Source organism: Methyloparacoccus sp. NF-16 (assembly GCF_056880625.1).
Window position 1 is genome coordinate 1,355,109 of record NZ_CP174130.1, and the last position, 21,496, is coordinate 1,376,604.

Here is a 21,496-nt window from a genome sequence, read left to right on the forward strand (position 1 = left end):
ATCCGGCCCTGGACTATAATCGCGACCACTTTTTGAACCCCCGCTTGCAGGAGCATATCGGCATGATTCAGGACACTCCCATCCGTCAATTTCTGGATGAACTGGCCAGCGCGTCGCCGACGCCGGGCGGGGGCAGTGTTGCTGCCATCATGGGCGCTCTGGGCGCGGCCCTGGTGGCGATGGTTTGCCAATTGACGCTGGGCAAGAAAGGCTACGAGTCGGTGGATGCGGAGATGGCCGAGATCTTCCCCGCAGCCGAGGCATTGCGGGGCCGCATGCTGGCCTTGGTGGCCGCCGATATCGAGGCCTTTGATACCGTCATGGCGGCTTACCGGTTACCCAGGGAGCCTGACCCGGTCGCGCGCGGCGAGCGTATCCAGTCTGCCCTCAAGGCTGCCACCCGTGTGCCGCTTGACTGTGCCCATGCCTGCATGGAGCTGATTCAGCTGTGTCAGTCCGTGGCCGACAAGGGCAACAGGAATGTCATCAGCGATGCCGGTGTTGGCGTGATGGCGGCCAGCGCGGCCTTGCGCAGCGCCGCCCTGAACGTGCAGGTAAATACGGGGAGCATCCGTGACGAGGCGTTCGTGGCGGCGGCGCAGGAGGAGTTGAACGGCTTGCTCCGCGGACTCGAGCAGGTTGAAAGCACCTATGAGACGGTGAAAGCGAGGCTGTGAGACCACCGAGAAACCCGGCAACCGGCGAACTGGTCTCGGATGGTCATGAGGTCTTGACCTTCACCTGACAAGGTTATATGATTCGCTTTCTTGATGGAGCGTCCAGCAGCGACTCAAGTTAGGCTCTACGGGGTATAGCGCAGTCTGGTAGCGCGTCTGCTTTGGGAGCAGAATGTCGGGGGTTCGAATCCCTCTACCCCGACCAAGAAGCGCTTGTAGCTCAGCTGGATAGAGCATCGGCCTTCTAAGCCGAGGGTCGCAGGTTCGAGTCCTGCCAAGCGCGCCACCATCAGCGACCCATGCCATGGTGACTGTAGCTCAGTTGGTAGAGTCCAGGATTGTGATTCCTGTTGTCGCGGGTTCGAGCCCCGTCAGTCACCCCACCCGCACCGACGGGTGTAACAAGTTTCCGGGCCGTTAGCTCAGCTGGTAGAGCAGTGGACTCTTAATCCATCGGTCGTAAGTTCGAATCTTACACGGCCCACCAAAAACAACAATTAAATCAAGCGATTACAGCAATGTGATCGCTTTTTTTATGCCTAAAATCTGCTTGCACACCGCTTACACACTTACCTGAGCGGGTCACGAGTTGCACACGGAAAGGAATTGTCCATTCTGCTGACCGGCTGTACAGTTGCAGCATGGCCCAGCAATCTGCGACGACACATACGATCATCCCTAAACAGCTCGTCGTCTATCGGCGCGAGCGCAGTGACGTGTGGCAATGTCGCTTTAAGGTGGCGGGTACGTGGCAACGCGCATCGACGAAGCAAAGCTATCTGCAAGCGGCCATAAAACGTGCCAATGAGTTGCTGATCGAAGCGGAGATACGCTGGCGCAGCAACTTACCCGTTGTCACGCGCAAGTTTCGCGATGTGGCACGCTTGGCGATTGAGTGAACGGCCCCGGGTATCGAGGAGGCCAGTTGGTTTAAGTTGAGGCCGATGTGGCGGCCTCACTGGCGAGTTGCCGCCAGTAGTTTGCCTCAGCTTCTGCCGGAGGGATGCCCCCAATCGGCTTGAGCAGTCGGATGTGGTTGAACCAATGCAGCCATTGCAGGGTGGCCAGTTCCACGGATTCCCTGGTTTTCCAGGGGCCCCGGCGGTGAATCCATTCGGCTTTGTACAGCCCGTTGATGGTCTCGGCCAGCGCGTTGTCGTAGGAGTCGCCCTTGCTCCCGACCGAGGGTCGGATGCCGGCTTCGGACAGGCGTTCCGTGTACCGAATGGACAGGTATTGCGACCCCCTGTCCGAATGGTGCACCAGGGCATTGGCAGCGGGCTGACGCTCGTACAGGGCCTGCTCCAGCGCATCAAGCACGAAGTCCGTCTGCATGGTGCGGCTGACGCGCCAGCCCACGATGCGCCGGGCAAACACGTCGACGACGAAGGCCACGTACAGCCAGCCCTGCCACGTGCTGACGTAGGTGAAGTCCGACACCCACAGTTGATTGGGACGCTCGGCCTTGAACACCCGATTGACCCGGTCCAGCGGGCACGGCGCTGCTGCATCTGGCGTGGTCGTGCGAACGCTCTTGCCTCGACGCGCGCCCTGCAGCCCCAGGCGCCTCATCAGCCGCTCGACCGTGCAACGCGCCACCCGGATGCCTTCGCGGTTCATCTGCAGCCAGACCTTGTCGGCACCGTAGACCTGCCAGTTGGCGTGCCACACGCGCTGGATGTCAGCCGCAAGGGCCTGGTCACGCTGGGCGCGGGCGCTGCGCAGTTCAGGCCGGCGCCGGCGGGCCGCGTGGCGCCAATAACACGACGGGGCCATCTGCAACACCTGGCAGATGGACTCGACCCCGAACATGTTGCGGTGCTGGTCGATGAAGCGCTTCAGCTCTTCAAACGGCGGTCGAGCTCCGCCTGGGCGAAAAACGCGCTGGCGGCCTTGAGGATGTCGTTGGCGCGGCGCAGCTCCTTGTTCTCACGCTCCAGTTGCTTGAGGCGTTCGCGCTCGCTGCTGCTCAGGCCATCACGCTGGCCGGCATCGACTTCCTCGCGCTTGACCCAGTCCAGCAGCGTCTGCGGCACGCAGCCAATCTTGGGCGCAATCGATTCCACGGCTGCCCACAGCGACGGGTAGTCGCCCCGGTGCTCTTGCACCATGCGCACAGCGCGCTCGCGCACCTCGGGTGAGAACTTTGTTGACTTGTTCATGGCTCCATCTTCTCAAGTGTTGGAGCCTCCTCAAAACCCGGGGCCGTTCACGTCTCGACGGTGCCGGCGTCAAAAGCGATCTAGCTCGATGCGACAGCTTTTTTGACAAGCGCCGGGGCTTGTCTCCCACCAGCTGCCAGGCCCGCGTATAGAGGTTTTGCTCCACGAATCCCATGCGCACTGCCCCGCGGACAGCTGTGGCGCTCCCGGAAGCTTATCTCGCCGATCAGGTCTAAATGAACCAATCTGATCCAGAAAGTGGTTTTTTTGCCGGTGGCTGGTTGTGGAGAGCCGGTTGGCATGATTTAATGGTTTCGACGCAATACGTAATGTCGCGTCGATTCTCTTCAGACAGTCCAGGAGCCGCCAGTGAAAACCTTCGAAAAATTACTGCTCGAGAACAAGGCTTGGGCGCAGGATATGGTGCTCGCTGATCCCAACTTCTTCAGCCGTCTTGCCGATGTGCAAAAGCCGGAAGTTCTCTGGATCGGCTGTTCGGACAGCCGGGTGCCGTCCGAGATCGTTGTCAATGCCCAGCCAGGCGAGATCTTCGTCCACCGCAACATCGCCAACCAGGTCATCACGACCGATTTCAACAGCCTCAGTGTGCTGCAGTACGCGGTTGATGTACTGAAGGTCAACCATGTCATCGTCTGTGGCCACTACAATTGTGGTGGCATCCGCGCCTCCCTGAAGAAACAGAATCCCAACCTGCTGATGGTCAACAAGTGGCTCAAGCACATCAAGGATGTCTATCGGCTGCACGAAGGGGAACTGGACGCCCTGGGCTCGGAGGATGCGCGTGTCCATCGCCTGGTCGAGCTGAACGTCATCGAGCAGATTTACAATCTGGCACATACCTCCATCATCCAAGGCGCCTGGAACCAGGATCGCCGGCCGATACTGCATGGCTGGGTTTACGGCTTGCAGGATGGGATCATCAAGGAGCTCATCAGCCTGCCGCCGGGCAGTCAGCTCAGCCCCATCTACGAGTACGCCGACGTGGCCTGATGCCCCGGCCGGCGGAGCTGGTTTTCTCGATACCTTCCAGTTGTGAGCGATGAGGAGGATGTCACATGAGATACCCGCGCACGTTTCACCCTGTCGGCCTGCCACGCCGGCAGGAATCCGGCAGCCGGGCAACACAGCGGCTCTGGCGGTCCCCAGCCGTCGTCTACTCCCTGCTGGTGCTGGTCTTCTGGCTGTTCGGGGGCGTCATCCTGGGCACCATCCTGCACATGTTGCACATTCTGATCGAGGTGCTGGAACTGGCGCTGGAGCACCTGCTGGAGGCCCTCTTTCATGTGGAGGGCCATACCGCGCAGATGTATACCGCATGGGTCGGCTTCACCATCTTCATGATGCTGGCGGCCTGCATCTGGTGCTGTGCCCGCCGGGCGTTCCGGGCCCGTTTCTGCTCCCGGGGCGAGGCTTTGCGGGCGTTTTGCTCTTGGGCGCTGGCGCACTGGGGCACCCTGACGCCGCCGGCGCTGGTGTTGGCCTTCAGCGCGCTGTTGCTGTAGATGGCACCGATCGATGTTCTTGCCGGGGGCTGTGGCGGGGACGGAATCCCGTCGCGCCGCCGGCTCGACGCAGCACCTTTGCGGTATTCGCGCCTGCCCTCAACCTGGTGGGCAGCGGTCCGATGCGGGCGGCTTTCGTCCGCTGCCCCGCGAAGTCAGGCCGTATCGGCACGCCCATGCCAACGGCTAAATCTATGGGTTTCTCTCCGTAAACGGGGATAATTTCATCGCCAACCGAACCTTTCCAGCGAGGTCGCATTCATGAAATTTCTGGCCGTTCATCCCAGTCCGCTGATGTACACGAAGATCTTTCTGCGGCTGGAGCCCTTGGGGCTGGAACTGGTCTGCGAGACCGTGCGGCGTCGCGGGCATGATGTGCGGCTCATCGACCTGCAGGCGGAACCTCAGGCGGCGCTGTTCAGGCTGTTCGACGATTATGCACCGGATGTCGTCGGCTTCTCCCTGAACTATCTGGCCAATGTTCCGGAGGTGGTGGACCTGGCCAAGGCGCTGAAGCAGCGCCGACCGGGCTGCTTCATTTTCGTTGGCGGTCACAGCGCGTCCTTTATTGCCCATGACCTTCTCAATCATGGTGAAGGCCTGATCGACTGCGTGATCCGGGGCGAGGGGGAATCCGGTGTCACGGCCCTGTTCGAGGCGCTGGAAGAGGACCGGACGGCCATCGCCCAGGTTGCCGGCGCCGTGACGCTGGAGGGGGAAGGCCCACCCCCCCGGTTTGTCGAGAACCTGAACGACATCGGGCCTGCCCGCGACCTGCTGCGCAACCGCCGCAAGTACTTCATCGGCACACTGGACCCCTGTGCCTCCATCGAATTCTCGCGTGGCTGCCCCTGGGACTGTTCCTTCTGCAGCGCCTGGACCTTCTACGGCCGCAGCTACCGGGTGCTGGGGACCGAGCGGGTGATCGAGGATCTGCAACGTATCCGCGAGCCCGGTATCTTCATCGTCGACGATGTGGCCTTCATCCAGGACAAGCACGGCTTCGAGATCGGCGAGGCCATCGCTCGCCATGGCATCAGGAAGAGCTACTATCTGGAGACCCGGGGCGATGTGTTGCTGCGCAACAAGGAGGTGTTCAGGTTCTGGAAGCAGCTCGGCATGGAATACATGTTTCTCGGGGTCGAGGCCATCGACGAGGAGGGGCTGCAGAAATTCCGCAAGCGGGTCAGCCTGGGCAGGAACTTCGAGGCACTGGCATTCGCCCGCTCGCTGGGGATCACGGTGGCCATCAACATCATCGCCGATCCGGACTGGGACCGCGACCGTTTCGAGGTCATCCGCCAGTGGTGCATGGAAATCCCCGAGATCGTCAACATCAGTGTCAACACGCCCTATCCCGGCACCGAATCCTGGCTTACCGAATCGCGCAAGCTGACCACCCGCGATTACCGGCTGTTCGACATTCAGCATGCGGTGCTGCCGACCCGTCTGCCCCTGCCGGAGTTCTATGCGGAACTGGTCAAGACCCAGCAGGTGCTGTTCAAGAAACACATGGGCTGGGCTGCGGTGCGTGACACCCTGAAAATCCTCGGTGGCCACCTGTTGCACGGGCAGACCAATTTCCTGCGCAGCCTGTGGAAATTCAACAGCGTCTTCAACCCCGAGTTGCAACTGGCGGACCACCGGCAGCCAGTCAAGTACGAGATGTCACTGCCGCCGGCGCCCTCCGAGGAGCGCATCCGGCAAAAAACCCTGTATGTGCACAGGAACCTGGGGCGGCGCGGGCGCTCGCTTGACGATGCCAGCGAGCGTTTCGTCGACGAGACCCGCATGTCCGAGGCGCTCTGAGGGCACGCGGCAGGCCAGGCCGGGCAAGTGGATGCGCCGCCCCCTAAGACGGGGAATGTCTCAGCTTTCCGAGGGTGACGGCGAACCGGATGCTGTCGCCCGATTCCGCCGCAGCGACGATTTCAGGTCATCCGCCTGGTGCAGCGCCGCATCGGTATCTTCCGCCAGCACGTTGAAATGGCCCATCTTGCGGCCAATGCGGGCCGACTTCTTGCCATACAGGTGGAGCAGGACATTCGGCTGGCTCAGCAGTCGATCCCAGGCGGGTTCGCCGTCCTGCCAGATGTCGCCGAGCAGGTTGACCATCACGGCCGGACTCAGCAGGCGGGTGTCGCCTGGCGGCAGGCCGCAGAGCGTGCGCACCTGCTGCTCGAACTGGCTGGTGAGCGTGGCATCCAGCGTGTAGTGCCCGCTGTTGTGGGGACGGGGCGCAATTTCGTTGATGACCAGGCTGTCGTCATTCAGCACGAAAAACTCCACCGCCAGTACGCCGATGTAGTCCATCGCCTCGGCCAGCCGCAGGGCCATGACACGTGCCTGTTCCGCCACGGCCGGTGCAATGCGCGCCGGAACGATGCTGACATCGAGGATGCCGCCTTCGTGCCGGTTTTCCGCCACCGGAAAGCAGATTTCCTCGCCGGGACCGGTGCGCGCGACGATGACCGAGATCTCCGTCCTGAGCGGGAGCAAGCGTTCCAGTACGCATGGTTTCTCGCCCAGCGTGCGGAATGCCGATCGGGCTTCCTCGGCCGTGCCGACGCGAATCTGGCCCTTGCCGTCGTAGCCCAGGCGGGCCAGTTTGAGAATGCCCGGCAGGCAGTCGCCCAGCGGCGCGTCGAGATCGACCGGCCCGTGAATAGCGCGATACGGCGCCACCCGCAGACCCGCTTCGGCGATGAAGCGTTTTTCCGCGATGCGGTCCTGGGCGATGGCGACACTGGCGGCGGCGGGAGAGACTTTTACCCGCTCGGCCAGCCGGGCAAGGCAACTGGCCGGTACGTTCTCGAATTCGGTGGTGACGGCCGCGCAGGTTGTCGCCAGTCGGTCCAGGGCATCGGCATCGTCATAGGGCGCGCAGATGTGGACATCGGCCAAGGTACCGGCTGGGCAGTCGGCATCGGGTTCCAGAACGGTGATCCGATACCCCATCGAGCGGGCAGCGACGGTGAACATGCGGCCCAGCTGGCCGCCGCCGATGATGCCCAGCATGGCGTTGGGAAGTATGAAGCTAGCCATTTAGACTTTCTTGGTTCCTTGTGGATCAATTGTTTATTAAGGGTGGCCATTGCACTGATCACCCTGTGCGCACATATTTTCGCATGTGCCCACTACACAAAAGCTATCCAGCATAGCGTTACCTGATGCTCCATGACAGGCTGGGAAAAACCTCCACCATTTCCCTTGCCCACCCGTCCCGTCAAAAAATCAGTCCGCTCGGTGTCGCTTTGGCGCTCAGGGCGGGTTGAACCGCCCTGACTTTCCCGGAGGCTCCAACCTTTGAGAGGATGGAGCCATGAAGAAGTCCACCCAGTACTCCCCGGAAGTCCGCGAGCGCGCCGTACGCATGGTCCGCGAGCATCAGGACGAGCCTGAATCCCGGTGGGCAGCGACCTGCTCCATCGCCGGCAAGATTGGCTGTACGCCTGAAACACTTCGGCTCTGGGTGCGTCAGGCCGAGCGTGACGACGGCGAGCGCGAAGGGCTGACTACCACGGAGCGTGAGCGGCTCAAGGCGCTGGAGCGCGAAGTCCGCGAACTGCGTCAGGCCAAGGAGATCCTGCGCAAGGCCTACGGGGTCGAACCGATCGGCAAGGTATTGCCGATGGCCCCCTCGACCTACTACAAACATGCCGTCCGCAAGGCCGACCCTGAACGGCTGCCCACTCGCCTTCGCCGGGATGAGGCACTCTGTGCCCAGGTTCAGCGCGTCTGGAGCGAAAACGTCGAGGTCTACGGCGTACGCAAGGTCTGGCGACAGCTGCGACGCGAAGGCTTCGACATGGCGCGCTGCACGGTCGAACGGCTGATGCGCCGGCTGGGGCTGCGTGGTGTGGTTCGTGGCAAGACACTTCGTACTACTGTCAGCGACCGAGCGACGCCGTGCCCGCAGGATCACGTCAATCGCCAGTTCCAGGCCAGTCGCCCGAACACCCTGTGGGTCTCGGATTTCACCTGCGTCTCCACCTGGCAGGGCTTTGTCGATGCCGCCTTCATCATCGACGTCTTTGCCCGGCGAATCGTCGGCTGGAGGGTATCCAGCCCGGCGCGCACCGACTTCGTGCTGGATGCTCTGGAGCAGGCGCGGTATGCCCATGCCCGCCCGCCCGTGCAGGGCGGGCTGATCCATCACCGTGACAGAGGCGTGCAGCATGTCTCGATCCGCTACACGGAGCGCCTGGCCGAGGCCGGTATCGAGCCTTCGGTGGGCAGCGTGGGCGATTCCTGCGACAACGCCCTGGCCGAGACGATCAACGGCCTGTACAAGGCGGAAGTGATCCATCGTCAGCCTTGGAAAAGCCGTGAGGCCGTGGAGCTGGCGACTCTGACCTGGGTGGACTGGTACAACAACCGCCGGCTGCTGCGTTCCATCGGCAACATCCCGCCGGCGGAAGCTGATGCCGCGTATTATCGACAACTCGACGAGTCAGCCCGGGTGGCATGACTCAAACCAGAGAGCCTCCGGAATTCTCGGGGCGGTTCAGGTTGGAGGCTTTTTGGGGCTTTTTTCGCCTCCGAACCCCGCCGCTGGGCGAATCTCGGGCGCGCCCCGCCGCAGGCAGTCGCCACTTGGAGCACCGGGATGAAGGTTGGCAACGTCATCAACCGGGTCAGGTTGTCGGCGATAAACCAGAACACCGCTTGATGACGTCCCCCCCGGTCTTGTAGCGCCCGCTGGTGGACTCGGCCAGCGCATTATCGTAGCTGCCGCCCCGGCAACCCACCGAGGCTTAATGCCGGCTTCGGCGAGGCGCTCCGAGTCGCGAATCGGCAGGTATTGCGAGTCCCGGTCCGAAGGGTGAACCAAGGCGACAGGGACTGGTCCAGGGCGTCGGGGGCACGAAGTCAGTCTGCATGGTGCGACTGACCTGCCAGCCCTGCCAGGTTGAGACGTCGGTAAGTCCGACACCCACAGCTCGTGGGGCGGCTGGCCTTGAACACCCGATTGACGCGGTCCAGCGGGCACGGCGCCGAGGTATCTGGCAGCGTGTCACGACACGCTGCCCCTGCCGTGCGCTGCAGCCAGACCTTGTCAGCCTCGTAGACCTGCCCGTTGGTATGCCATACGATATTCTTTAGATGTCGGGCGCACGGTAATGCATGACGGGGTATCTGAGGTTCCTGTGGTGGTGCTCAACAGCATTGCCCGTTCGGTCGTCGACAGCCTGCGGAGCTTGTATCCCGATTCTGTCTTCACTGATCAGAACGGGAAGGGCAAACGGAACCGGCTAGCACGGATGAACAACGAGGCTTAGCGTATGGCACGCGAGAGGGCCGACTTGCCGATGGGGCGGGTTCACGATCTGCGGCATACCTCCGGCCGACGCCTGCGGGCAGCCGGGGTATCGCTAGAAGATCGCCAGGACCTGTTGGGATACAAGTCGAATCGGATCAGCTTCTGGTGAAGCTGATCCGCCAGAGCACAACTGCGCAAACCCTACACGAACGCCGCGAGGTTGCGAAATAGCGTTCTAGGTCATCGGGTTACAGTGGCAAAATGCTCCCCGTGAGACCGCCATGGCATTGGCCAGCGCGTGTTTCATCGCAGGCGTCAGGAGAGGAGCGTCGGGGAGCCCATGTGGTCGCGGCTCAATCGATTTCCGGCAGCTGGGCGTCCAGCACGCTTTGTGTCTGCCGGTTGCGGAACTGCTGCAACCGTTCGCGTATTCCATCGTCATGGTTGGCCAGCAGCGCGGTAGCGAACAGCGCCGCGTTCACGGCGCCTGCCTCGCCGATGGCGAAGGTGGCGACCGGAACGCCCTTGGGCATCTGCACGATCGACAGCAGCGAGTCCTCCCCACACAGGTACCTGCTCGGCACCGGTACCCCGAGTACCGGCACCGTTGTCTTGGCGGCCAGCATGCCGGGCAGGTGCGCCGCCCCCCCTGCACCGGCAATGATGCAGGTCAGCCCCCGTTCACGGGCCGTTTCCGCGTATTCGAACAGCAGGTCCGGCGTCCGGTGGGCGGATACGATCCGGGTCTCGCAGGGTATGTCCAGTTCCTTCAGCTGGCGGGCTGCCAGTTGCATGATGTCCCAGTCGCTGGCGCTACCCATGACGATGCCGATCTGAACCATGGTCGATCATCCGCAAAAAAGCGGACATTCTAGCCTAGTTGACTGATATGACGACAAACCGGCTTGCCTCGGTCGAAAGCACCGAAACTTCATCCAGCCTCAGCGAGACCAAACCACCATGAAACCCCTCTCCACCGTCGATCCTGCCGAAGCGGCCCGCTTCGAAAAACTGGCCAACCTCTGGTGGGATGCCAGTGGTCCGTTCTGGCCCCTGCATGCCATGAATGCACTCAGGGCAGGTTACATCCGTGATCTGTCGATTCGCCGGCTGGGATGGGTCGGATCAGCGGAAAAACCTCTGCGCGGTCTGCGCGTGCTCGATATCGGCTGTGGTGGCGGGCTTCTCAGTGAAGCCCTCGCCCATTGGGGCGCCCAGGTGCACGGGGTGGATATGGTCGAACGGAACATCCGCATCGCCGGGCGGCACGCGCAAGCGCAGGGGCTCGATATCCGCTACGAGTGCGGTACCGTCGAACAGTTGGCGCAGCGACAGCTCATGTATGACCTGGTGCTCAACATGGAGGTGGTCGAGCATGTCACCGACCTGCCGTTGTTCATGCGCGGCTGCGCGAGCCTGGTCAGGCCGGGCGGCATCATGTTCGTGGCGACCCTCAACCGGACGCTGGCGTCCTTTCTGGCTGCCATCGTCGGCGCCGAATACATGTTGCGCTGGTTGCCCAGGGGTACGCATCAATGGCGAAAGTTTCCCCGGCCTGACGAAATCGAGAGACTCCTGAAGGATGACGGGCTGTCCGTGGTCGAGCGGACCGGTGTGACGGTGAATCCGTTCACCCGCCGGTTCCGCCTGACGTCGTACCTCGGCGTCAATTATCTGCTGGTGGCGGTCAAGCCGGGTGCCTGACCGGCTTGACCCAGCGTCTCGCCAGGTAGTCGCGACGAAAGTCGAAGATGGCATTCAGCCGTCGCCGTATGAACAGCCAGTGAATCAGCTCGCCCAGCCAGCCCCAGGGCATTGCGTAGTGGACGATGTCTTCCATGACGATGCCTTCGGCCGCCGCCCGGAAGCGGTGTTCATGAAACCAGAAACGAAAGGGGCCGAGGCGCTGCTCGTCGACGAAGCGAGACAGGTGTTCCACATGCTTGATTTCGGTGACCCAGGTCATGGGGATACCGGCCACGGCAGCGATCCGGTAGGTGATGATCAGGCCCGCGTAAATGTCCTCGGGCACTTCGGAGGTGATGCGGAAGCGCAGGAAATCCGGCGTTATCGCTTCCAGATTCCGCGGCGTCGAGAAGAATGGCCAGGCTTCCGCCAAGCTGATGGGCAATGGTTGCGAGCGGGTCAGGTGGTGGATTCTCATGATTTCCTCGTCAGTCAGAGCCGCCACTGACAGCCTGGACCTTCAAATGCTCCCGATCATGGGCATTTTCCGCCGGCCAGGGCGCCTCGGGTAACCAGTAAACATCCGGGAAGAATTCCTGAAGATGGGTGGGCAAGGCTCCTGCCGCTTGACCCCTGGATATGGCTCTCTTAGCCTGATTCCTGCCATCCGTGATTGTGACGGCCGACGCCCCCTGCCGCCAAGCTCCGCAATCCTGCCGCTGTGCCCGCGAAACCTGGCCTCTGGTCTTGCTTGAATCTGCCATTGGACTTGCGGCGGGACTGATGGCGGCCAGCCGGGCCTGAGGCGCCTCTTGGGGGGTCTGGAATGCCGTGGTGGCAGCGTGCGGTCAGGCATGGGAAACCTCGCGACTGTCCCGAGGCGTCAGCGGGGAAGGGCTGGGTTGGGCGGAGTGCCCAGGCATGCGGGGGCCTGCAATGGTCGCGCTGGCAGCCCGGCCGGCTCGCTGGCATGCCGGAAGTTCCTGATTATCGGTCGAGAGGTAGAGCCATGAACGATCCTGTCACTATCATGCTGGTCGATGACCATGCCGTAGTCCGGGCGGGTTACCAATTGTTGCTGAGTCAGATATCCCGGCTGAGCGTGATCTGCGAGGCCAGCACGGGGGAGGAAGCCTGCGAGAAATATCAGAAATTCCACCCCGATATCGTGGTGATGGACATGAACCTGCCGGGATTCGGGGGGCTGGAGGCGGTTCGCCGTATCCTTGCCCGGGATCCGGAGGCGAACATCCTGATGTTCAGCATCCATGACGAGCCCGTTTACGTCTCCCGCGCGCTGGATGCCGGGGCGCGGGGCTACATCAGCAAAAGCAGCGAGCCCGATGTGCTGGTCGAAGCCGTCGTCGCCTGCAGCACGGGCCAGGCGTTCATCGATCCCGCCCTGCGCGAGCGCTTTGCCCGTGCAACACGGCAGCTGGACAAACAGCCGGTCGCGCAGCTGACCCCGCGTGAATTCGACATCTTTCGCCTCATGTCCCAGGGCTACAGCGTGCGGGACACTGCCCAGGAATTGCGGATCGGCATCAAGACCGTGGCCAACTACGCTACCACCATCAAGGAAAAGCTCGGCGTGAAGTCGACGTCGGAACTGGTCCGGCTGGCTTACGAACAGCGCCTGAGTTTTCCGCCTCCGCCCCCTGATTCGACGCCCGTCGGTTAGCAGTCGGCGAGATTGCCCCCGGATGGATGGAGCAGGCCGCTTGTTCCAGGCGCTGCGCCGATTTTGGACATAAAAAAAAGCGATTCCTGTGAATCGCTTTCCTGTAACTGCCTGATTTTATGGAGGCGCGTGGCGGAGTCGAACCGCCCTGGATGGATTTGCAATCCACTGCATAACCGCTTTGCTAACGCGCCGCGAGAGGATTCGCAGGAGTCTTGGTCGATGACCCGGCGATGAAATTCGTTCACCCTGAATGAAAAAGCCGCTACGGGAGCGGCTTTTATGATTCATTTGGAGCGGGAAACGAGACTCGAACTCGCGACCCCAACCTTGGCAAGGTTGTGCTCTACCAACTGAGCTATTCCCGCCTCAACAAGCCATGCATTCTACGGGGTTGTTTTTGCCTTGTCAACAACCACGGTCTTCATGTCGCGCGAAAATGCCGGCATGGCGGCCCGCAGGTAGATGACCATCGACCAGAGCGTCAACGCTGCCGCCAGTACCAGCAGCCACTGCCCCAGGTATTGCAGGTTTTCGCGCCAGACATCCATCCCCAGCAGCAGGAGTGTGATGGAGACCATCTGGGCGGTGGTCTTCCACTTGCCCAACTCCGAGACGGCAACCTTCTTGCGCTCGCCAATTTCCGCCATCCATTCGCGCAGCGAGGCGATGGTGATTTCACGGCCGATGATGATGGCCGCGGCGACAGCCACCAATGGGCTGGGATCGGCCTGCACGATGAGCACCAGGGTGACGGCGACCATAAGCTTGTCGGCGACGGGATCGAGGAAGGCGCCGAAATGGGTGGTGAGTGCCATGCGCCGGGCGAGATAGCCGTCCAGCCAGTCAGTGATCCCGGCCAGGGAAAAGACAATGGCACAGGCCAGGTGCGCATGCGGCCAGGGCAGATAGAACAGCACCACCAGAACCGGGATCAGGAGTATCCGCAGCAGGGTCAGGTAGGTGGGGAGATTCAACTCCATAAGGCAAACTCAGGTTTCCTGTTCATGGAAGGTGTCGTAAATCCGCTGTGCCAGCTGTGCGCTGATGCCGTCGATGCGCGCCAGTGCATCGACCCCGGCCCGGCTGATCTCCCGCAGCCCGCCAAACTGCCGCAACAATTGCTGGCGTCGCTTGGGGCCGAGGCCGGGGATGTCCTCCAGCATGGACTGCCGACGCGCCTTGGCCCGGCGCTGCCGGTGGCCGGTGATGGCGAACCGGTGCGCCTCATCCCGGATCTGCTGGATCAGCAGCAAGGCAGGGGAATGAGAGGGTAGCATGAAAGGTCGGCCGGATTCCGCCGGAATCAGCACTTCCATGCCGGGTTTGCGATCCGGTCCCTTGGCGATGCCGAGGATGCGGATATTGGGGTACCCGATCCCGGCCAGTGCCTGGCTGACGGCACTCACCTGGCCTTTGCCGCCATCGATGAACAGGATATCGGGCGGCTCGATCTCGCCCGCCTGGATGCGCCGGTAGTGCCGGCTCACGGCCTGGGCGAGTGCGGCGTAGTCGTCGCCGGGCTGTATGCCTTCGATGTTGAAACGGCGGTAGGCCGACTTGACCGGCCCCTGACGGTCGAAGACCACGCAGGAGGCGACGGTCAGCTCGCCCTGGGTGTGGCTGATGTCGAAGCACTCCAGCCGTTTCGTCGGGGCCGGGCAGTGCAGGGCCTCGCCCAGCGCCAGAAAGCGGGCGTGCAGATCCTGGCGGTTGCTCAGTCTGGTCGCGAGGGCGCTCTCGGCATTGGTCACCGCCAGCTGCAGCCGCCGTGCACGCTCGCCGCGCAGTCGCGCGCTGACCCGCACGGCGTGACCGGCGTGCTCGCTCAGCATGGTTTCCAGCAGCGACTGATCGTCGAGCGGGTGATTGACCAGGATTTCCCTTGGTATCGGCTTGCCAAGGTAATACTGACCGATGAAGGCCTGCAGCAGGGCACCCGGCGTGGGTTCCTCGGGCATGTGCGGGAAGAAGCTCCGGTCACCGATATGCTGGCCGCCACGGATGAAGATCATCTGCACGCAGGCGACGTTGCCCTGGATCGCGCAGGCGATGATGTCGAGGTCGCCGTGCTCGCCGTGCACCGCCTGCTTTTCCAGCAGCGTGCGCAGGCTGGCGATCTGGTCCCGGTAGCGGGCGGCCTTCTCGAAGTGGAGTTCGGCGGCAGCCTTTTCCATGCGCCGCGCCAGCTGGTCGACCAGCTGGCGGCCATCGCCCTCCAGAAACATCAGCGTGTCCCGAACATCCTCGGCATAGCCGGCCTCGTCGATCAGCCCGACGCAGGGTGCCGTGCAACGCTCGATCTGGTACTCCAGGCAGGGGCGGCTGCGGTTTTCGAAATAGGCGTCGCGGCATTGCCTGACGGGGAAGATCTTCTGCAGCAGCTTCAGGCTCTCGCGGACGGCGCTGGCGCTGGGATAGGGTCCGAAATAGCGCCCACTCCGGCTCTTCGCGCCGCGATGAAAGGCCAGGCGCGGGAAGGGCTGGTGCGTGGAGACGTAGATGGATGGATAGCTCTTGTCATCCCGCAGGGTGATGTTGTAGCGCGGCCGGTATTGCTTGATGAGCTGGCTTTCCAGCAACAGCGCCTCGCCTTCGGTGTGCGTGACGCGCACGTCGATGCTGTGTATGCGGGCTACCATGGCCTGCTGCTTGGGCGAGCAGTCCTTGTGGCTGAAATAGCTGGAAACCCGCTTTTTCAGGTTCTTCGCCTTGCCGACGTAAATCACCTCGCCGCGCTCGTCCAGCATGCGGTAGACGCCGGGACGCGAGGTAAGGGCGTCGAGGAACGCCGGGATGTCGAAGAGCGGTGCGCTGGGCGGGGTCATGGGCGGCAGGCTGGGTGACCGGTTGCTCATTATAATGAGACGCTTCGGCGCGGAAACGCAGCCTCATCGCTACCGGTATTCACCCATGCACGACAAGCCGAATCCCCACCTGGTCAAGGGCCTGATCAACCAGTATCCCCTCATCTATCTACAGAGTCGCGAGGAGCAGCGGCTGGAGCGTCAGCTGACAGCGCTTTCCCGGGCTCATTACGGCGACGACCGGCCGATCATGCTCTGGAGCACGGCGCTGGGGCTCCAGGGCGATGCGGCCTTGTCCGAGCCGCTGGAGATGATCCGTATCCTGCGCCAGAGTAACCAGGAATGCTTCTATCTGTTGCGCGATCTGCCGGCCCTGTTCGCCGGCAATCCGGTGCTGGTGCGCGCCCTGCGGGATCTCTACCGCGATCTGGCGGGACAGAACCGCTTCGTCTTCATGTCCCATCCGGGGCTCCTGTTGCCGGATGAGCTCAAGGGGCAGCTGTGGCTGGTCGATATGGGCATGCCGGACGAACAGGAACTGCTGGGCTACCTGCAGGAATTGCTGGCCGTGGCCGGCAAGGCGGCGGCCGTCGACGAGGCCTGGTATCAGCAGTGTGCCACGGCGATGAAGGGGCTGATGCTGGACGAGGTCCGGCATCTGGCCCAGGGCTGGATTCACGAGAACCGCTTCGACCTGCACAGCGTCCTGCCGGACATCTATGCCGACAAGACCGCTGCCCTGCAGAAGGAGGGCTGCCTCCAGTTCATCTCCAAGAGCATCGAGGTCGACCAGGTCGGCGGGCTTGAAAATCTCAAGGAGTGGGTGCTCAGCCGCAAGTCCCTGTTCAGTCGGCAGTCCTTCCAGACCGGCATCCCGATGCCGGCCGGCATCCTGTTCATGGGCATCAGCGGCTGCGGCAAGAGCATGGCGGCCAAGGTCATTGCCAGTGCCTGGAACCTGCCGCTGGTGCGTCTGGACATGAACCTGGTGATGTCCGGTGCCTTCGGCTCGCCGGAATACGCCTTCGACAGCGCTCTCAGGACCGCCGAGAATATTTCGCCGCTAGTACTGTGGATCGATGAGATGGAGAACAGTTTCGGCTATGACAGCATGGGCGGGAGCACGGGCGGCAGCAGCAGCATTTTCTCCAGCTTCCTCACCTGGATGCAGGAAAAGCCGGCCCAGGTGTTCGTCGTCGCCACCGCCAACCGCATCGAGAAGCTGCCCGCCGAGGTCATCCGCAAGGGCCGTTTCGATCAGCTGTTCTTCCTCGATCTGCCCTCCGACGAGGAGCGCCGCGCGATCTTCCGCATCCACATCAAGGCTTATGGCGCCGATCCCGACACCTTCAACATGAACCTCCTGTCCATTGTCACCAAGGACTGGAGCGGCGCGGAGATCGAGCAGGCCGTCAAGGCGGCGCGCATCCATGCCTTCCAGGAGGGCCGGGTCTTCGACGAGAAGGACATCACCTACACCTCGGCGCGGATGGTGCCGCTGTCGCGCACGATGGAGGAGCAGATCAAGCATCTGCGCCAGTGGTCGCAGACCCGGGCGACGCCGGCATCCAAGAAGGCTGCCTAGCGCGGGCGGATTTACCCGCCTTGGCCGGCAGCCGGCTTTGCTAACATGCGCGCTTTTCGGCAGGCGCCTGCCGCTTTCCCTCATCCGGCGCCCCCGACGGGGCGCCGTCTGTTTTTCAGGACCTTAACCGCATGACCATACGTACCCGTTTCGCGCCCAGCCCGACTGGCTACCTGCATGTCGGCGGCGCCCGCACCGCGCTGTTTTCCTGGCTGTTCGCCCGCAAGCATGGCGGCACCTTCGTCTTGCGTATCGAGGACACCGACCTCGAGCGTTCGACCGCGGAATCCGTCAATGCCATTCTCGAAGGCATGACCTGGCTGGGGCTCGAATACGACGAGGGGCCGTTCTATCAGACGCATCGCTTCGATCGCTACAAGGCGCTGATCCAGCAGTTGCTCGACGAAGGCAAGGCCTACCATTGCTACTGCAGCAAGGATGAGCTGGACGCCATGCGCGAGGCGCAGATGGCCCGCAAGGAGAAACCCCGCTACGACGGCCGCTGCCGCCATCGCCAGGCACCGGTGGCGGGGGTGCCGCCGGTCGTGCGTTTCCGCAATCCCGACGAGGGCGAGGTGGTCATCGACGATCTGGTCAAGGGCCGTATCGTCGTCCGCAACAGCGAGCTGGATGATCTCATCATCGCCCGCTCGGATGGTTCACCGACCTACAATTTCACGGTGGTGGTCGACGATCTCGACATGCGCATCACGCATGTCATCCGCGGCGACGACCATGTCAACAACACGCCCCGCCAGATCAACATTCTCAAGGCGCTGGGTGCCGAGCTGCCGAAATACGCGCATGTGCCGATGATTCTCGGCGCCGACGGCGCCCGCCTGTCCAAGCGGCATGGCGCCGTCAGCGTGATGCAGTACCGCGACGATGGCTATCTGCCGGAAGCGGTGCTCAATTATCTGGTGCGGCTGGGCTGGTCGCACGGCGATCAGGAAATCTTCTCCATCGACCAGATGATCGAATCGTTCGACGTGCCCGACATCAATCATTCGGCTTCGACCTTCAATCCCGACAAACTGCTGTGGCTCAACCACCACTACCTGATGCACTCCGATCCCGTGCATGTCGCCCACCATCTGCGCTGGCATCTTGGGCGTCTGAGCATCGACCCGACCGAGGGCCCGGACCCCGTCGAAGTCGTGAAGGCGCAGCGTGAGCGCTGCAAGACGCTGGTCGAGATGGCCGAGGCCAGCGTGTTCTTCTACCGGGACTTCCAGCATTACGACGAGAAGGCCGCCCGCAAGCACCTGGGCGAGGACGCCGCGCGAGGTCTCAGGCATCTGTGCGATACCCTGGCCGCCCTGCGTCCCTGGGTGCGGGAGAGCATCCACGACGTCATTGCCGCCACCGCCGAATCGCTGGGTCTGAAGATGGGCGGCGTGGCGCAGCCACTGCGGGTTGCCGTGTCCGGCACGTCGGTGTCGCCGCCGATCGACTGGACGCTGGCGATCCTGGGCCAGACGAAGTCGATCGCGCGCATCGAACGTGCGATCGACTGGATCGAAAAAAAAGACTAGACAGGCCTGGACAAGCTGTCTAGAATGCACAGCTTAACGTTGAGGGGCCATAGCTCAGCTGGGAGAGCGCTACAATGGCATTGTAGAGGTCGCGAGTTCGATCCTCGCTGGCTCCACCAACATCAACGTGATGCGTTCCGTCCCCATCGTCTAGAGGCCTAGGACACCGCCCTTTCACGGCGGCGACGGGGGTTCGAATCCCCCTGGGGACGCCATTGCATGAGGGTTCGGAAGGCAGTCGCCGCAGCGCGCGGTGGGCCGTGATCCGGCTTTGCAAAACAGGGTGCCTTGGGCGCCTTTTTTGTATGGCCAGCATTTGGGTCCCGGTGCCGGGTTCCGAATTGCCCATGATCGAATTCCCCGGGCCCGGCCGTCCACGATTCCAGCGGCAACGCAGCGCCCCGGTCATCAGACTCCAACCCTAGAGCAATCAACCCCGTAGAGCATTTCCATGACTGACCTGACGCACTACCGAAACATTGGCATCTTCGCCCACGTGGATGCTGGCAAGACCACCACCACCGAGCGCATTCTCAAGCTCACCGGCAAGATTCATCGGATCGGCGAAGTTCACGAAGGTGAGTCGACCATGGACTTCATGGATCAGGAAGCCGAGCGCGGGATCACCATCCAGTCCGCCGCGACCACCTGCTTCTGGAATGGCCACCGGTTCAACATCATCGACACCCCCGGTCACGTCGACTTCACCATCGAAGTCTATCGCTCCCTGAAAGTCCTGGACGGCGGTATCGGCGTGTTCTGCGGTTCGGGCGGTGTCGAGCCGCAGTCCGAGACCAACTGGCGCTATGCCAACGACTCCGAGGTTGCCCGCGTCATCTACATCAACAAGCTGGATCGCATCGGCGCCGATTTCTATCGCGTCGTCAAGCAGATCAAGGACGTCCTGGGCGCCCACCCGCTGGTGATGACCCTGCCCATCGGCCGCGAGGACGGCTTCGTCGGCATGGTCGAACTGCTGACCCGCAAGGCCTGGATCTGGGACGACTCCGGCGATCCCATGAAATACGAGATCAAGGACGTTCCCGCCGACATGGTCGAGGATGTCGAGACATGGCGCGCCGAACTCGTCGAAAAGGCCGTTGAGCAGGACGACGAGGTCATGGAGAAGTATCTGGAAGGTGAAGAGCCGGATGTCGACACCCTCAAGCGCCTGATCCGCAAGGGCACCATCAACATGGACTTCTTCCCCACCTATTGCGGCTCCTCGTTCAAGAACAAGGGCGTGCAGCTGGTGCTGGATGCAGTGGTGGACTATCTGCCCAACCCGACCGAAGTCAAGCCGCAGCCGGAAGTCGACCTGGAAGGCCACGAGACCGGCAATTTCGCGGTCGTCGATCCGAGCCGTCCGCTGCGCGCCCTGGCCTTCAAGATCATGGACGACCGCTACGGCGCGCTGACCTTCCTGCGCCTCTATTCCGGCAAGCTGGAGAAAGGTACCACCGTACTGAACACCTTCACCGGCAAGACCGAGCGCATCGGCCGCATTGTCGAGATGCACGCCAACAACCGTCAGGAGCTGGATACGGCCCAGGCCGGCGACATCGTGGCCGTGCTGGGTATGAAGAACGTGCAGACCGGTCATACCCTGTGCGACCCGGACAATCCCGCAACCCTGGAACCGATGGTCTTCCCCGATCCGGTCATTTCCATCGCCATTGCCCCCAAGGACAAGGCCGGCAACGAGAAGATGGGCATCGCGCTGGGCAAGATGGTGGCCGAAGACCCGTCCTTCCACGTCGGCACCGACGAGGAAAGCGGCGAGACCATCCTCAAGGGCATGGGCGAGCTGCACCTCGATATCAAGATCGACATCCTCAAGCGCACCCATGGCGTCGAGGTCATCGTCGGCAAGCCCCAGGTGGCCTACCGCGAAACCATCACCAAGCGGGTCGAGGACGAATACACCCACAAGAAGCAGTCGGGCGGCTCCGGTCAGTACGCCAAGATCAACTACGTCATCGAGCCGGGCGAACCGGGGGCTGGCTTCGTGTTCGAGTCCACCGTGACTGGCGGCAACGTGCCGCGCGAATACTGGCCGGCGGTGGAAAAGGGCTTCAAGAGCATGCTCGACAAAGGCACGCTGGCGGGTTTCCCCTGCGTGGATTTCAAGGTCACGCTGACTGACGGTGGCTTCCATGCCGTCGACTCCTCTTCGTTGGCTTTCGAAATCGCGGCAAGGGCGGCGTTCCGGCAGACCATTCCGAAGTGCGCACCGCAGCTGATGGAGCCGATCATGAAGGTCGACACCTTCACGCCCGAGTCCCATGTCGGTGACGTCATCGGCGACCTCAACCGCCGCCGCGGCATGATCAAGTCCCAGGAAGCCGGTGCCACCGGTGTGCGCATCAAGTCGGAAGTGCCGCTGTCGGAAATGTTCGGCTATATCGGCGATCTGCGGACCATGACCTCCGGTCGCGGCCAGTTCTCCATGGAGTTCTCGCACTACATGCCGTGCCCGAGGCAGGTGGCCGATGCGGTCATCAAGGAAGTCAACGAGCGGAACGCGAGCAAGTAAGCGCTCGTCCGGCCCGCCTGCCCCGAGGGGGGGCAGGCGGA

17 protein-coding genes, 8 tRNA genes, 1 pseudogene and 1 other annotated feature are annotated in these 21,496 nt (G+C 62.5%); of the genes and pseudogenes, 17 read left to right on the forward strand and 9 right to left on the reverse strand.

The annotated features are described in order from the left end of the window. Positions 1–62: 62 nt before the first annotated feature. From fchA to ACH5N8_RS06540, 6 genes are all read left to right on the forward strand, one after another. On the forward strand, positions 63–677 hold the full coding sequence (gene fchA / locus ACH5N8_RS06515) for a methenyltetrahydrofolate cyclohydrolase (RefSeq protein ID WP_483282959.1): 615 nt from the start codon (positions 63–65) through the stop codon (positions 675–677). A 128-nt stretch (positions 678–805) separates the two neighbouring features. Further along, positions 806–882, forward strand: a tRNA-Pro gene (locus ACH5N8_RS06520). Positions 883–886: 4 nt separating this feature from the next. Continuing rightward, positions 887–963: transfer RNA gene (locus ACH5N8_RS06525), tRNA-Arg, on the forward strand. A gap of 21 nt (positions 964–984) precedes the next feature. Next, positions 985–1,060 (forward strand) — tRNA-His (locus ACH5N8_RS06530). Between the two features lie 28 nt (positions 1,061–1,088). Then, positions 1,089–1,164 (forward strand) — tRNA-Lys (locus tag ACH5N8_RS06535). 154 nt (positions 1,165–1,318) lie between these two features. After that, a complete protein-coding gene (locus ACH5N8_RS06540) occupies positions 1,319–1,576 on the forward strand; it encodes a hypothetical protein (protein ID WP_483282960.1) in 258 nt (85 codons plus the stop codon). A gap of 31 nt (positions 1,577–1,607) precedes the next feature. Here ACH5N8_RS06540 and ACH5N8_RS06545 read toward each other — a convergent pair. After that, a protein-coding gene (locus ACH5N8_RS06545; RefSeq protein ID WP_483282500.1) for an IS3 family transposase occupies positions 1,608–2,839 on the reverse strand; the annotation gives its coding sequence in 2 pieces (ribosomal slippage) (positions 1,608–2,548 and positions 2,548–2,839; 1,233 coding nt in all). Beyond that, positions 2,445–2,561: a sequence feature (AL1L pseudoknot), on the reverse strand. It overlaps the preceding gene by 117 nt. Before the next feature lie 369 nt (positions 2,840–3,208). Here ACH5N8_RS06545 and ACH5N8_RS06550 point away from each other — a divergent pair. The 3 genes from ACH5N8_RS06550 (at position 3,209) to hpnR (ending at position 6,171) form a co-directional block, all read left to right on the forward strand. Beyond that, positions 3,209–3,850 carry a carbonic anhydrase gene (locus tag ACH5N8_RS06550; protein WP_483282961.1) on the forward strand — a complete coding sequence of 214 codons (642 nt, stop codon included), beginning with the start codon at positions 3,209–3,211 and terminating at the stop codon, positions 3,848–3,850. 65 nt (positions 3,851–3,915) lie between these two features. After that, positions 3,916–4,362 carry a hypothetical protein gene (locus ACH5N8_RS06555; protein ID WP_483282962.1) on the forward strand — a complete coding sequence of 149 codons (447 nt, stop codon included), beginning with the start codon at positions 3,916–3,918 and terminating at the stop codon, positions 4,360–4,362. A 261-nt stretch (positions 4,363–4,623) separates the two neighbouring features. Continuing rightward, positions 4,624–6,171, forward strand: coding sequence for a hopanoid C-3 methylase HpnR (gene hpnR / locus ACH5N8_RS06560; protein WP_483282963.1), 1,548 nt, complete (start codon positions 4,624–4,626; stop codon positions 6,169–6,171). A 60-nt stretch (positions 6,172–6,231) separates the two neighbouring features. On the opposite strand, the gene ACH5N8_RS06565 is transcribed toward hpnR, so the two are convergent. Then, positions 6,232–7,407 (reverse strand): 5-(carboxyamino)imidazole ribonucleotide synthase, encoded by a 1,176-nt coding sequence (locus ACH5N8_RS06565; RefSeq protein WP_483282964.1) that lies wholly within the window; start codon positions 7,405–7,407, stop codon positions 6,232–6,234. Between the two features lie 277 nt (positions 7,408–7,684). Between ACH5N8_RS06565 and ACH5N8_RS06570 the strand changes: the two genes are divergently transcribed. Beyond that, the gene (locus ACH5N8_RS06570) at positions 7,685–8,833 is read left to right on the forward strand and encodes an IS3 family transposase (RefSeq protein ID WP_483282965.1); all 1,149 of its coding nucleotides are present in this window, start codon (positions 7,685–7,687) and stop codon (positions 8,831–8,833) included. A 217-nt stretch (positions 8,834–9,050) separates the two neighbouring features. Here ACH5N8_RS06570 and ACH5N8_RS06575 read toward each other — a convergent pair. Together ACH5N8_RS06575 and purE are read right to left on the reverse strand one after the other, a co-directional pair. After that, positions 9,051–9,456 (reverse strand): annotated as a pseudogene (locus ACH5N8_RS06575) (IS3 family transposase); the annotation flags it as partial. Between the two features lie 522 nt (positions 9,457–9,978). Then, the gene (gene purE, locus ACH5N8_RS06580) at positions 9,979–10,467 is read right to left on the reverse strand and encodes a 5-(carboxyamino)imidazole ribonucleotide mutase (protein WP_483282966.1); all 489 of its coding nucleotides are present in this window, start codon (positions 10,465–10,467) and stop codon (positions 9,979–9,981) included. Positions 10,468–10,585: 118 nt separating this feature from the next. On the opposite strand from purE, the gene ubiG reads away from it, so the two are divergent. After that, on the forward strand, positions 10,586–11,329 hold the full coding sequence (ubiG, locus tag ACH5N8_RS06585) for a bifunctional 2-polyprenyl-6-hydroxyphenol methylase/3-demethylubiquinol 3-O-methyltransferase UbiG (protein ID WP_483282967.1): 744 nt from the start codon (positions 10,586–10,588) through the stop codon (positions 11,327–11,329). Here the strand turns inward: ubiG and ACH5N8_RS06590 are convergent. Continuing rightward, complete coding sequence (locus ACH5N8_RS06590; protein ID WP_483282968.1) at positions 11,313–11,789, reverse strand: SRPBCC family protein; 477 nt, start codon at positions 11,787–11,789, stop codon at positions 11,313–11,315. The genes ubiG and ACH5N8_RS06590 overlap by 17 nt on opposite strands. Positions 11,790–12,320: 531 nt before the next feature. Here ACH5N8_RS06590 and ACH5N8_RS06595 point away from each other — a divergent pair. After that, positions 12,321–12,992: a response regulator gene (locus ACH5N8_RS06595; RefSeq protein WP_483282969.1), complete on the forward strand. Its 672-nt coding sequence runs from the start codon at positions 12,321–12,323 to the stop codon at positions 12,990–12,992. A gap of 120 nt (positions 12,993–13,112) precedes the next feature. Here the strand turns inward: ACH5N8_RS06595 and ACH5N8_RS06600 are convergent. The 4 genes from ACH5N8_RS06600 to uvrC form a co-directional block, all read right to left on the reverse strand. Further along, a tRNA-Cys gene (locus ACH5N8_RS06600) sits at positions 13,113–13,186 on the reverse strand. A 98-nt stretch (positions 13,187–13,284) separates the two neighbouring features. Continuing rightward, a tRNA-Gly gene (locus ACH5N8_RS06605) sits at positions 13,285–13,360 on the reverse strand. 18 nt (positions 13,361–13,378) lie between these two features. Then, positions 13,379–13,975, reverse strand: coding sequence for a CDP-diacylglycerol--glycerol-3-phosphate 3-phosphatidyltransferase (gene pgsA, locus ACH5N8_RS06610; protein ID WP_460027134.1), 597 nt, complete (start codon positions 13,973–13,975; stop codon positions 13,379–13,381). A 9-nt stretch (positions 13,976–13,984) separates the two neighbouring features. Then, a complete protein-coding gene (uvrC, locus tag ACH5N8_RS06615; protein WP_483282970.1) occupies positions 13,985–15,820 on the reverse strand; it encodes an excinuclease ABC subunit UvrC in 1,836 nt (611 codons plus the stop codon). A gap of 85 nt (positions 15,821–15,905) precedes the next feature. Here uvrC and ACH5N8_RS06620 point away from each other — a divergent pair, with 85 nt between their 5' ends. From ACH5N8_RS06620 to fusA, 5 genes are all read left to right on the forward strand, one after another. Then, positions 15,906–17,384, forward strand: coding sequence for an AAA family ATPase (locus tag ACH5N8_RS06620; protein ID WP_460027132.1), 1,479 nt, complete (start codon positions 15,906–15,908; stop codon positions 17,382–17,384). A gap of 131 nt (positions 17,385–17,515) precedes the next feature. Next, positions 17,516–18,919: a glutamate--tRNA ligase gene (gene gltX, locus ACH5N8_RS06625; protein WP_483282971.1), complete on the forward strand. Its 1,404-nt coding sequence runs from the start codon at positions 17,516–17,518 to the stop codon at positions 18,917–18,919. Between the two features lie 43 nt (positions 18,920–18,962). Continuing rightward, a tRNA-Ala gene (locus ACH5N8_RS06630) sits at positions 18,963–19,038 on the forward strand. 20 nt (positions 19,039–19,058) lie between these two features. After that, a tRNA-Glu gene (locus ACH5N8_RS06635) sits at positions 19,059–19,134 on the forward strand. 236 nt (positions 19,135–19,370) lie between these two features. After that, positions 19,371–21,455: an elongation factor G gene (gene fusA, locus ACH5N8_RS06640; RefSeq protein ID WP_483282972.1), complete on the forward strand. Its 2,085-nt coding sequence runs from the start codon at positions 19,371–19,373 to the stop codon at positions 21,453–21,455. Positions 21,456–21,496: the final 41 nt, after the last annotated feature.

What these genes read in the sequence shown, in the direction of transcription:
- fusA (WP_483282972.1), top strand. Translation starts at nt 19,371, where the DNA reads ATGACTGACCTGACGCACTACCGAAACATTGGCATCTTCGCCCACGTG.
- ACH5N8_RS06555 (WP_483282962.1), top strand. Translation starts at nt 3,916, where the DNA reads ATGAGATACCCGCGCACGTTTCACCCTGTCGGCCTGCCACGCCGGCAG.
- ACH5N8_RS06565 (WP_483282964.1), bottom strand. Translation starts at nt 7,407, where the DNA reads ATGGCTAGCTTCATACTTCCCAACGCCATGCTGGGCATCATCGGCGGC.
- hpnR (WP_483282963.1), top strand. Translation starts at nt 4,624, where the DNA reads ATGAAATTTCTGGCCGTTCATCCCAGTCCGCTGATGTACACGAAGATC.
- ACH5N8_RS06540 (WP_483282960.1), top strand. Translation starts at nt 1,319, where the DNA reads ATGGCCCAGCAATCTGCGACGACACATACGATCATCCCTAAACAGCTC.
- purE (WP_483282966.1), bottom strand. Translation starts at nt 10,467, where the DNA reads ATGGTTCAGATCGGCATCGTCATGGGTAGCGCCAGCGACTGGGACATC.
- uvrC (WP_483282970.1), bottom strand. Translation starts at nt 15,820, where the DNA reads ATGACCCCGCCCAGCGCACCGCTCTTCGACATCCCGGCGTTCCTCGAC.
- fchA (WP_483282959.1), top strand. Translation starts at nt 63, where the DNA reads ATGATTCAGGACACTCCCATCCGTCAATTTCTGGATGAACTGGCCAGC.
- ACH5N8_RS06570 (WP_483282965.1), top strand. Translation starts at nt 7,685, where the DNA reads ATGAAGAAGTCCACCCAGTACTCCCCGGAAGTCCGCGAGCGCGCCGTA.
- ACH5N8_RS06595 (WP_483282969.1), top strand. Translation starts at nt 12,321, where the DNA reads ATGAACGATCCTGTCACTATCATGCTGGTCGATGACCATGCCGTAGTC.
- gltX (WP_483282971.1), top strand. Translation starts at nt 17,516, where the DNA reads ATGACCATACGTACCCGTTTCGCGCCCAGCCCGACTGGCTACCTGCAT.
- ACH5N8_RS06590 (WP_483282968.1), bottom strand. Translation starts at nt 11,789, where the DNA reads ATGAGAATCCACCACCTGACCCGCTCGCAACCATTGCCCATCAGCTTG.
- pgsA (WP_460027134.1), bottom strand. Translation starts at nt 13,975, where the DNA reads ATGGAGTTGAATCTCCCCACCTACCTGACCCTGCTGCGGATACTCCTG.
- ubiG (WP_483282967.1), top strand. Translation starts at nt 10,586, where the DNA reads ATGAAACCCCTCTCCACCGTCGATCCTGCCGAAGCGGCCCGCTTCGAA.
- ACH5N8_RS06620 (WP_460027132.1), top strand. Translation starts at nt 15,906, where the DNA reads ATGCACGACAAGCCGAATCCCCACCTGGTCAAGGGCCTGATCAACCAG.